The 11,914-nt window shown below is 32.7% G+C and carries 11 protein-coding genes and 1 pseudogene; 1 reads left to right on the top strand and 11 read right to left on the bottom strand.

Going from position 1 to position 11,914, the window contains the following annotated elements:
• Positions 1–241, bottom strand: a pseudogene (locus tag AACQ14_RS01550) (hypothetical protein); the annotation flags it as partial.
• Positions 242–479: 238 nt separating this feature from the next.
• Between AACQ14_RS01550 and AACQ14_RS01545 the strand changes: the two are divergent.
• Positions 480–1,262, top strand: coding sequence for an SDR family NAD(P)-dependent oxidoreductase (locus AACQ14_RS01545; protein ID WP_339361808.1), 783 nt, complete (start codon positions 480–482; stop codon positions 1,260–1,262).
• A 51-nt stretch (positions 1,263–1,313) separates the two neighbouring features.
• Here the strand turns inward: AACQ14_RS01545 and AACQ14_RS01540 are convergent, their stop codons facing one another.
• From AACQ14_RS01540 to AACQ14_RS01495, 10 genes are all read right to left on the bottom strand, one after another.
• Positions 1,314–2,312 carry a hypothetical protein gene (locus tag AACQ14_RS01540; protein ID WP_339361807.1) on the bottom strand — a complete coding sequence of 333 codons (999 nt, stop codon included), beginning with the start codon at positions 2,310–2,312 and terminating at the stop codon, positions 1,314–1,316.
• Complete coding sequence (locus AACQ14_RS01535) at positions 2,284–2,808, bottom strand: RNA polymerase sigma factor (protein ID WP_339361806.1); 525 nt, start codon at positions 2,806–2,808, stop codon at positions 2,284–2,286. The genes AACQ14_RS01540 and AACQ14_RS01535 overlap by 29 nt, the downstream gene beginning before the upstream one ends.
• Before the next feature lie 203 nt (positions 2,809–3,011).
• The gene (locus tag AACQ14_RS01530; RefSeq protein WP_339361805.1) at positions 3,012–4,259 is read right to left on the bottom strand and encodes a uroporphyrinogen decarboxylase family protein; all 1,248 of its coding nucleotides are present in this window, start codon (positions 4,257–4,259) and stop codon (positions 3,012–3,014) included.
• A gap of 18 nt (positions 4,260–4,277) precedes the next feature.
• On the bottom strand, positions 4,278–4,601 hold the full coding sequence (locus tag AACQ14_RS01525) for an L-rhamnose mutarotase (protein WP_339361804.1): 324 nt from the start codon (positions 4,599–4,601) through the stop codon (positions 4,278–4,280).
• Positions 4,602–4,615: 14 nt separating this feature from the next.
• Positions 4,616–5,806, bottom strand: a complete 1,191-nt coding sequence (locus tag AACQ14_RS01520) for a uroporphyrinogen decarboxylase family protein (protein WP_339361803.1) — start codon at positions 5,804–5,806, stop codon at positions 4,616–4,618.
• Between the two features lie 84 nt (positions 5,807–5,890).
• Positions 5,891–7,108 carry a sugar ABC transporter substrate-binding protein gene (locus AACQ14_RS01515; protein ID WP_339361802.1) on the bottom strand — a complete coding sequence of 406 codons (1,218 nt, stop codon included), beginning with the start codon at positions 7,106–7,108 and terminating at the stop codon, positions 5,891–5,893.
• Between the two features lie 42 nt (positions 7,109–7,150).
• Positions 7,151–8,290, bottom strand: coding sequence for an ABC transporter permease (locus AACQ14_RS01510; protein WP_339361801.1), 1,140 nt, complete (start codon positions 8,288–8,290; stop codon positions 7,151–7,153).
• Positions 8,283–9,308: an ABC transporter permease gene (locus AACQ14_RS01505; protein ID WP_339361800.1), complete on the bottom strand. Its 1,026-nt coding sequence runs from the start codon at positions 9,306–9,308 to the stop codon at positions 8,283–8,285. Before AACQ14_RS01505 ends, AACQ14_RS01510 begins: the two co-directional genes overlap by 8 nt.
• On the bottom strand, positions 9,298–10,812 hold the full coding sequence (locus AACQ14_RS01500) for a sugar ABC transporter ATP-binding protein (protein WP_339361799.1): 1,515 nt from the start codon (positions 10,810–10,812) through the stop codon (positions 9,298–9,300). Before AACQ14_RS01500 ends, AACQ14_RS01505 begins: the two co-directional genes overlap by 11 nt.
• 27 nt (positions 10,813–10,839) lie before the next feature.
• Complete coding sequence (locus tag AACQ14_RS01495; protein ID WP_339361798.1) at positions 10,840–11,904, bottom strand: uroporphyrinogen decarboxylase family protein; 1,065 nt, start codon at positions 11,902–11,904, stop codon at positions 10,840–10,842.
• Positions 11,905–11,914 lie beyond the last annotated feature (10 nt).

Genomic DNA, 11,914 nt, shown 5'->3' with positions numbered 1-11,914 from the left:
AATCAACAGTTTTATATTCCTCATCTTGTTCTTCATTAATGGTTACTATACCCAAAAAGCTATTATAATCTTTCATAATATAGAGGTTACCATCTTCTATATCCTTTAACATTACTTCTTCATTGGGATAATTTTCATCCCATTGAAATATATTATTTGCTCTCATATTATTAACACAGTCATTAATTAGTTCCATAATATCAGCTATATCATCTATTTTTGCTTTAGTTATCTCTGCCATAATAATTCAATCTCCTATTCAATTTTGTTATATCAATTTTACGTATAACTCATGAGTTTAACATTTAAGCCTTCAATTAAACATATCATAAAAAATTATACCACAAAAATAGTATAGATTATAACTATTATTATCATATACTAAAAACATAATTTACCATATGAGTTGATTATTGTACTTGGTATAAATAAGAAATAAATACAAAAACTATATCTATATTTTGAAATAAGGTGATAATGTGAAAAAAGGTTATGTATTAATAACTGGTGGAAATAAAGGTATAGGATTAGAATTGGCTAAAATATTTGCAAAAAATAATTACCCATTAATATTAGTTGGTACTGATATCCTTGCACTCTATGAAGCTAGGAATACTATAAAAAAAACTTATAAAGTTCCAGTTTGTCTAATTCAGAGAGACCTGACCAAAAAAAATGCCGTTGATGAAGTGTATAAAATAATAACTGACAGGGAAATCCAAGTAGATATATTAGTTAATAATGCTGGATTTGGAACATATGGTCCATTCATCGAGACAAATCTTGATAAAGAATTAGAGCTAATCGAGCTTAATATAAGAGCCGTTACCCATATGACAAAACTATTTTCAAAAGATATGGCTAAGAGAAGACATGGAAGAATATTGAACATTTCGTCAACAAGTGCCTTCCAAGGTGGTCCTTACATGGCTGTATACTTCGCTTCTAAGGCTTATATTTTACACTTTACAGAGGCAATTCACAATGAACTCAAACCATATGGATTAAGAGTTACCGCTCTATGTCCTGGTCCTACTGATACTAATTTTACTGATTGTGCGAAAGGTTCAGGCAAAGCACGTATATTCCAATCAATGCTGTCTTCCAAAAGAGTTGCGACTGCCGGTTATAATGCTTTGATGAAAAATAAATTATTCAAAGTAGTAGGCATCAAGAATAATATCTTAAGACAGCTTAACAGGATTTTACCAAGAGAAGCAGCAATTAATATTGCTCAATATTGTTTATTGAAAGAAAAATGACAGTTAAAATAATAAGGCTGGAGTATTCTTAATATCCCAGCCCACTTCAATTCATTTAATGTTTTCAACTATCTTCGAGATAATTTCATCTCTATTTTTATATGCAAATGATGAGCAAACCTCAACAGTCCATAATTGGTCATCTATATAAATATAAGTATTATAAACAAGGCCATCTACCAAATATTCCCTACCATTAATTTCTCTTTTTTCAACATTATCAATATTCCTTTCTATTGAAAATTTATTATTAGAGATCGTAATACTTAATTCCGAAAAATTCATTTGTTCACTTTTTAGCTCTTCAGATTCCTTTTTCCTATAAATTAAAAACACATCTTTTAGATTTTCAGTTTTAATATCTTTAGAAACATCCAATTCTTTATAATAATACTCTAACCCCTCTGCTTTAGCCTCATTAAATAATTTATTGAATAAATCTTCATTACATTTTTCGTCAAAACACACACCCATATTTTCATGATAAAAATACATTCTACTTTTACTAAATGAATATTCTTTAGGGATATAATGTGGTTCAGGAAATTTTATATTACTCTTAATCATATCTTCATGACTATGGAATATTTTATTGCCTCCAAAAAAACGTGCACTATGAGGTAAATATGAATTATAATTTTTAACAGGTATAACTAATGCAAATTTACCATCTGGAATTTGTTGTTCGATAGAATTGTAAAACTTACTAAATATTTTATATGAATATACCCTAGATTCAAATTCATCTTTATCTTCCTTATATTTTCTCTCATCAGTAATACCATATTCCAATATTATATTACCATTTTTATCCTTAACATTTTTTCTTAATAATCCAAATCCTTCTGTTGCTATTGCTACTGAAGTTATAGATATGAATAATATAATTGCCGTACATGCTATTGCCATTTTTTTAGAAATTCTATAAGTTTTTTTATTTATATCTTTGTTCAACTCTTCTAGTATGTAAGATTTATGATTTTCAAATGGAACATTTTCTTGATTTAGATTGTCTAGAATATCATCCATAGAATGAAACTTTTCCTTCAATTTTATTCACTCCCTTCTTATTTAATTCTTTTTCCAATTTGTATTTAACTCTTTGAAATTGTTTCCTTACTGTAGTTTCTTTTTTATTTAATATCATTGAAATTTCATTGAAAGATAATCCATTTACTGTCTTTAATAAAAGAACACTTCTTTCATAATTACTCAGTTTCTTTAATATACTTTCCAATTCATAGCTATATTGATTATTTAAATATTTGTCTTCAGTAGATATCTCATAATTATCATCTTGTAATAAATTCTTGATAAATAAAATTTCTCGTCTTTGTTTTCTTAGAGAATCAATACATTTACTATGTGCAATAGAATATAAATAATTTGTATTATAATATTTTCTAGTGCACAACTGATAATATTTTATAAATATTTCTTGGGTCAGATCTTCTGCTGTTTCTTTATTTCTAACCATTTGATAACAATATTTATATATTGGAAATTGATATTTATCTATAATTATTTCAATAGACTCTGTCTTCAAGATTACACCTCCAATTTTATCATTAAATTTTTACTATACTTATATAACGAATTCTATCAAGTAAACGTGACATTATTTAAAAAAATAATTGTTTATCATCTAAATTCTATCATATATTATAATAAATCATTTACCTATTATAAAAAAAGCTGTTTCATATTATATTTTTGATAATATGAAACAGCTCTTAATATTATATTAACTTAAATATCTCCATTGAATTCCTTAACCGCGTTAAACATAGCAATAATATTTTCAGGTGGCACATCTGGCATTATATTATGCTCTTGATTGAATACAAAACCCCCATCTGGTGAAAATATCTCCAGATTACTAAGCACATGTTTTCTAACTTCTTCTGGTGTTCCTCTATTAAGCATCCATCTTGTGTTACAGCCACCACCCCAAAAAGTAATATCTTTTCCAAATTCTTTCTTTAGGGTAGCAGGATCCATTCCATTAGCAGTTGTTTGTACTGGATTAATCACATCATATCCAGCTTCAATCAAATCTGGAAAAAGTGAAGATATGGAACCGCATGAATGCAAAAATGTTTTCATATTACTATGTTTATGTACATACTCGCACAACATGGTGTGTCTAGGTTTGAACAGTTTCCTGTAGACATCTGGTCCTATCAATGGTCCACTATCCATTCCTAAGTCATCTCCAAAACGCAATATATCTACTATATCTCCAACAGACTCACATACTTTTTCTAGTGTATTAAGATGTATTTCCATTAGCTTATCCAATAATTTTTCAACATTCACTTGGTCTATATAACAATCCATGAGGAAATTATCAATACGTCTAAGAAAAGTACCCCATTCCAGTAGATTACAACCACATACTATCATTATGGCTTTGTCAGTAGAATTTCTTAAATCTATTGCTTTTTTTCTTAGATTCTCCCAAAAATCAGGCTCACCAGCATGATCCCAAGGACTATGAACTAGATATGACCATAGAACCTTATCCATAGCTTTATCTATATCTTTATAATTATCTGGATATCCATCAATATATGGAAAGATGGTTTGGTCAAAAAAAGTTGCTCCCTGAGGCATCTTTGCAATTAGTGTACCATCTGAGTGGTATGCTGTATAACTGCCATTAACCTCTTTCTTAGGTTGAAACCACTTAGGATATTGTGCTGTTGAACCATCAGCTAGTGTATAATCATACCAATCTTCATCTTTCTCATTGTAGACTCTGCCTAAGTCAACAACATCTACAGAAAATCTATCAATAATATCATCTTCCGGAATAACTACTTGTTGTACAACATCATATACTCTTGTATGACCTTTTTTTATATCTAATTTCTTCTTCAAATTATTATATGCTATCGCAGAAATATTAGAGCTAGGTGTAGCTCCTAGATCTACTGGTACTTTATCTGGTTGTTTATGGTTTATTGCTGCTAATATTCTCTCTCTAGAAGTCATTCTGTCACCTCCTTAATATTAATCTTGATGGAATACTTCTTCCATATCAGCCCACCATTCTCCTTTTTCTCTTGTTTCCAAAGGTTCTTGGCATGGTTTACACAGTTCCCACCATTTCTGTGTAACAGAATCCGCTTCCATCTTAGCTATATCCTCTTCATAGTTATCTCCAGTATACTCATAATAGCTGAACAAGTACCCGTCTTTATAATAAATGGAATAATTATCTATATTACATTCTTTTATTATCTTCAATACAGCTGGCCATACATTTCTATGTAGCTTTTTATACTCATCCAATTTTTCTGATCTTACTTTTATTACTGAACCATACCTTTTCATAGTATCAACCTTTCCTAATTACTGTTAAGCTTTTCATCCAACCTCTTTATTTCAGCACTTATCTTATCTAAATCTAGAGGATATTCTCCATATTCTCTAACTACTTTCAGTGCATAATGGTAACTCTCTGGTTCAACATCATTACTGATTGAATGGTCTGATTGAAAAATCCATCCACCTGTATTGGAAGCCTGCATCTTATATAGAACTTCACGTTTAATCTCATCAAGGTTATTTCTCTCTAAGACTCTCATGTCAATATTTCCACAAAAACCTAACTTGGCCCTGTATTCTTTTTCTAATTCAACCACATCAAGATCAGCCTTAGCTTCAAGAGGATTATAAAAATCCAATCCTAATTCAATCATATCCTCATAGATGATAGAAGCATTACCACATCCATGATAAATAACAGTTAGATCATTAGCATGACATATATCAATAAGCTGCATAGTTATAGGTTTAAAATATTTTCTCCATGCTTCTGGGCTGAACAACATACCATTACGATAGGCAACATCTCCCCATATTATCATTCCAGAAAGTCTTCCATTACCTTCTTCTATCTGAGCTTTTGTGAACTCAACTAAGAATTCTCCTACTCGCTTCATAAAATCTCCAAATAATTCTGGCTCAGCTAACATCCACATCAATGAATTTTCTGTTCCGACGATTCTCCAAACATATTCATACCCTTCACAAACAGAACCAAATACAGGTAATTTATCCACATAAGCATCTACACGTTCAGACCAAGCAGGTATATCTCTTAATAAAACATCTCCAACACCATTAATCTGGTCATCAGAGGCATTATGAAATCTTCTTTTGTCAGTAGGATCATCAAAAGTAAACTCTGCCATTTCTTCTGGTTCTTTTATGGAAAAGCTATCATAATGAGGCATTACAATATCTCCTGATCTATGAATAATAGCTTCAAACCCCGTTCTAATATATATGTCCTCACCATTTTGCTGAACTACCTCAAATGATTTTATATGAGGGTCCATATTTGGAGTTATAGGTATATAATCTAAATCAAAAAATAGGTATGGATCAAAATCTTTACCCCATTTATTAATACATTTATTTTTGAATCCTGTCCAGAAAAATTCTCCAACTGGTATTTTATCGCACTTATCACTGAACTTTGCAGCATTTTTGATTCTATTCAACTTCTTAAGAACAACATCATTTTTCTCCATAATCTCATATCCTCCTCATTCAACTAAGGTATGAGGCTATCTCACTTTAGAATAGTAAGACAGCCCCTACCTATTTCTATTATTTTACCATTGAGCTGGCATGTAATTGTCTACATCATCTGCTGTAATAATATGTCTTGGTAGATAAGCAACTGGATCCATCTCTTCTCCATTGAAATATCTAACTGCTGTAAATAATGCTATAGCTCCATCTCCCTCAGCTGATTGATATGTAATACCTGAACATACTTCATTTTTAACTGCATCCATACCAGTTTTACTGTTTCCTGCTGCAACTACTACGATATCTTCTCTTCCTGCATTTTTTAGAGCTTCTTCAGTACCAGTCATACTGAAACCATCACCTGCAAGAATCAATCCTTTTAATTCATCTCCATATTTAGTAATCCAATCAGAGACAAGCTGCATTGTTGCTTCTGCTTCCAAGTTAGCAGTATCCATAGCTAGTAATTTCATATCTGGAGCATAGTCAACTAACTCAGTTATAGGTGCAAATGTTCTAGCGAAATATGGTGATGAACCAGGCATATGTCTTACTATGGCATATCCCCCTTCTTTACCCATTTCATCAGCAAAATATCTAGCCAACATTCTAAATTGTCCCCAATCGTCTGGTCCAGTCCATGCTGTGCAATATTTCATGGCTGCTTCTGCTGGTATTGTATTTGAAGCAATTATTGGTATACCTGCTTGATTGATTTTTCTCATGAGTGGTGCACAAGCTGTAGCGTCAACAGGTGCAAATATAACAGCATCAGGTTTTTCATTAATGGCTTGGTCTACTTGTTGAGATTGTAAATCCATGTTCCAGTTACCATTCAGTATCTTTACTTCAATATCATAAGCTTCTGCTATTTGAGTAAAACCATTAACATACGCTGTCCAGTATGGATGGTCTCCTGCCTTTAGAAGTACTACTTTTTTACCTACAGCACCGTCTGCTGGTGACTTTGGTAAATTCTCTTTTTTTGTAGTCCAACCAGCATATTCAATATCCCACCAATGTCCTGCATCTTCTTCAGCCAAAGCTTTTGGGTCTTCTGGCCGATCTGGTACTTCTTTTTTCTCAGTTGGAAGAATCAATGGTTGACCATCACTACCTATTATGGAGAACACATCAATTTCTTTAGATTTTTCCAAGTTGGATTTTTCATTAGTACTGTCACTGACGGAAGCCTTATCACTATCCGACTTCTCTACCTTTTCCTTAGAACCACACCCTACAAACAAAGTAACTAGTAAACTCATAACTAAAATAACACTAAAACACTTTTTAAACATAATGTAACCCTCCTAGTATTTATAATTTTATTTTATTACCTACTACCGTATACTCTGTGCTTCCTTCAATAATTCTGGCCTCTGTCCTTTTAACAATTCATGTCTATAGTTTGTATAAGCTTCATAGAAAACCACTACTGCAAGAATTAGCCCATTAATGAATATCTGAATCTCAAAGCCAAGACCAAAACAGCCTATCATGTTGAATAGCACTTGAAACATCAGTACGCCAAAATAACTTTTCAGTATATTTCCTTTACCTCCAGTTAATTGTGTACCTCCGATTATTACTGCTGCAAGAGATGTCATGAGAGCTTTTTGAGCAAATATGAATCTAGCAGTCATTGAGCTTAATCTCATTGCGAATATTGAACCAGCCAAAGAGGCAGTAATACCACATATCACAAAACCTAGTATTATGTACATATCCTTGTTTATTCCAGCTAACCAAGCAGTTTCAGGATTACCACCCACTACATAGAATCCTTTTCCAAATCTAGTATGGTCAACCAAAAAAATCCCTATTGAAATAATGATGAAAGTTATGATTACTATTGGTGAGAATAATTTTGTAGTTAACCATAAGATAATAAATACTGCTGGAACTACTATGGTAGTTATTCCTTTTATTGTTTTCACATCAGGTCTGCTTAAAACAACAAATAGGATTATAGCCCCGATAACTATGATAATGAACCATATGGGGAATTGTCCTGTTTCTAAGAATTCACCTAATGAATAATTGTCAATGCTTTTTGTTCCTCCATCGCTATATAGATGGAGTACTCCTCTAATTATTGTCATAGTACCTATGGTTGCTATGAAAGAGTGTATCTTGAACTTTACCACTACTATTCCATTGAATAATCCGATTAAGGCACCAGCCAAAACAGCAATGATCAAACTCATAGTCCAACCTAATTCAGGTTGTAGTCCAACACACAACATACCGCAGAATTGAGCTGTTGCACCAATGGATAGATCTATCTGTGCCAGAATGAATACTAATGTAAATCCAACAGAGATGATGGCTAGCATACATCCAGAAATTAATATAGTGGATAAATTCATTCTATTGGCAAAATTAGGAGCAAATATTGCTGAGAAACAAGTTAATAAAATAAGTAATAATACTGCCCTATTTTGATCAATAACAGAAATAATATTCTTACTTTTATGCATAGTCTTTACCCACCTTTCTTAACTTATATGTATGTAGAGCAACAACTGCGATGAATACTAATCCAACAAATACATTCTGTACTGCTGTAGGGATACCTATGAATGTCAGTATGTTATTCAACAATCCCATTACCAACACACCACCAAGTACACCCCATATATTTCCTCTACCGCCTGATAACGCCATACCACCTATTACAATAGCTGTAACACTTTTGAAGTCATACCCTTCTCCTAGATAGAATACACCAAGCTTATTCATTGAAGTAATAAATATCCCAGCAATAGAAGCGGTAAGTGAACTTATTAAGAATGAATACAATACAGTTCTCCTAACATTGATACCTGTACATTTGGCAACATCATATGCAGAACCAACCAGTTTTAATTGATTACCGAACTTTGTCTTCTTCATGACGAAATTAGCAGCTATGTATAAAATAATCATGACAATGATCAGTAGTGGCACAGGACCAATTTCCATTCTGAAAATATTAACGAAAGCCGCTCCTGATGTACCTGGCTCCAAATCTGGATATAATTGATTACCAGACCAAACATATCTCATAATCCCTTCCATACCAAACTGCATAGCCAGAGTCCATAAGATTGCATTGGCTCTAAAATACCCTACCACAATTCCATTCACCAGTCCTATTAGCATTCCAAACATTATTCCAAGAATCAGAGCCGGTATAAGTCCAAAATGTAAAAACTGTACAGTTATTATCCCTGAGAATGCCATAGCTGACGGCACGCTCATATCCGCCATTTGTGAACTGTAGATTACAAAGGATAATCCACAAGCTGTAATACCTAACATTCCAACGGCTCTTAAAATATTTAACATATTATCCGGTGTCAAAAACTTGGTAGGTGCCACAATTATTCCTAGAATAATCAATAATAGAGCTATTACATATACACCTGCTTTGTCAAATAACTTACTGATACCATTTTTATCATCAACATCATTAAATCTGGATTTCACCAAAACTGTATTATCCTTAGCAGACATCGCATACACTCCCTTCTCCGTTAGCTGCAAGCAGTGCTGTTTCTTCAGTTAATTTATCTTTGCCTATTTCTCCTATAATATGTCCGCCTCTAATTACATAAGCCCTATCAGATAATCCAACAAGTTCTGGTAGATCTGAAGTCATTAATAATACTGTTGTTCCATTATCCGCTAACTGAGTAACTACATCATGAATTACTTGTTTAGCACCAACATCTACACCTCGTGTTGGTTCATCCAGTATCAGAACATCAGGTTCAGTGGCAAGCCATTTACCTAATAATATTTTTTGTTGATTACCACCTGATAAACTTCCAACTCCAACCTTAGGATTCGGAGGACTAACCTTCAACTTTTCAATCTGCTCCATAACAATATTGCCTGCATTACTTTTTTTATAAATACCACTCTTAGAATATTCAGGAATCAGAGCTGATAATATATTTTCTTCATTGGTCAACCTAAGAAATAGTCCTTGTGATTTTCTATCCTCTGATAGATATGCGAATCCTTTGTTAATACCGTCATCATAATTTTTTGGTGTCACATCTTCTCCATCTTTCATCACTTTTCCTTTATCTATGGGGTCAATACCAACTATACATCTAGCTAACTCCGTACGTCCTGCTCCAGACAAACCCATAAACCCTAGGATTTCACCTTTTCTTGCCTTAAATGAAATATTATGTACAAACCCATATCTAGTCAAATCCTGTACTTCTAGATAAGTATCACCTATTTTACCTTTTCTCTTACTATAGAATTTATCTATTGTTTTTCCTACCATCATCTGAACGAGTTCTTCTGGTTTAACATCATCTATACTTCTTGTATCAATTTTCTTTCCATCCCTCATTACAGTGACTCTATCAGCTATCCTGAATATTTCTGGAATATGGTGAGAAATATATATAATCGCCATACCCTTATTCTTCAAATCAGTGATAATATTGAATAACATCTCTACTTCTTCTCTTGATAATGCAGATGTGGGCTCATCAAACACTAGTATGTTAGGGTTATTTCCCATTACTTTTGCAATTTCAACTAGTTGAGCCTGGTGCTGACTTATCTCAGATATATTCTTCTCTGGATCTAGACTTTCCAATTTTACAGTTGCCAGACATTTCTTGGCTTCCTTTATCATTTTACTTTTGTCAAGAACGACTCTATATTTAACTGGTAATCTTCCTACTAAAATATTTTCTGCAATACTAATAGGTCTTGCTAGACTTAACTCCTGATATATCATACCAATGCCATTTTTCTTAGATATTGATGGAGAATGAAGTAATTTTTTCTCTCCATTTATCAAGATATCACCAGTATAATCATTATAAGAACCTGCAATCATTTTCATCAGAGTTGATTTTCCAGCTCCGTTTTCACCCATAAGAGCATGCACTTCACCTTGGTGAAATTCAACGCTGACATTATCTACAGCAAGAGTTCCAGGAAATCTTTTACTAACATTTTTAACTTCTAGTGCTACTTTGCCTGCCAAAACGTATCCCCACTTTCTTATATTTAATTAACTTATCCTGCCTAATTCTCCCAAACCATATTTTCTTGCTTCATTAAACATGGCAATAATATTTTTTGCTGGAACTTCTGGTAACAGATAATCATGAGAAGCCGCAACAATATATTTACCTTTACTACCTAATATATCAATTATTCTTTTGGTTTCTTCTCTAACTCTCTCTTCGGATTGATTTAATAAAATATCATTCTCATCAATACCACCAAAAAAGGTTATATCATTACCAAATTCATTCATCAACTCTTGCGGGTCCATATCAGAAGCATTAACCTGTATAGGATTAACTGCATCAAAACCAACATCTATTAAATCTGGAATGAGTTTTCTTATTGCTCCACATGAGTGAACAGCAGTTACAGCATTATTACTATGGGCTAAATCAACTATTTTCCTTATCCTAGGTTTAAAATATTTTCTCCACATCTCTGGAGATAATAATAATGAACGCTGTGTTCCGAAATCATTACCCATAAAAAATATATCAATCACTCCAGGATTTTGTTCAAAGCTTCTTTTGGTTAATTCATAATAGAAATCGAAACATTTTCCAACAAGAGTGTCTATAACTTTTTCATCTGTGTACATTTTGATAAAAAATTCTTCCATACCAATCAATTCAGTAGCATCATGAAAAAAAGGAGACCAAGTTCCACCGATGATTGTATATCCTTCTGCATCACGTAATTGTTTTTCAGTGATTTTACAATTATAATCATCAATATCAGGAAAGGGATAATCCATGATGTCTTTAACTGACCTTGCATATGCTAGAGGATGTGTAATTGCTTGCCCATAATGAAGCCCTGCTCTTCGTATACCCCAATCAGTATCAAAACTTCCATCTTCGTATATCTTGAAAGGCTTCCCAACATATTTAGGTCTAATAGTTTTATAATCAATATCTAATATGTCATATAATGCTTCATTTTCATCTTTTGCCCCTAGAGCTGCAACAATATTTTCAGTGGTCTTCGGGTCACCACCATACCACATTGGAAATCTATCCATGGTCTTATTCTTAATTGGAGCAACTCCTCTTTCCTTTGAAGTCATGAAATCCCTC

The organism is Vallitalea maricola (assembly GCF_036985595.1).
Lineage (GTDB): Bacteria > Bacillota > Clostridia > Lachnospirales > Vallitaleaceae > Vallitalea > Vallitalea maricola.
Note: the sequence above shows the minus strand (reverse complement) of the source record. Positions and strands in the feature narration are given on the sequence as shown.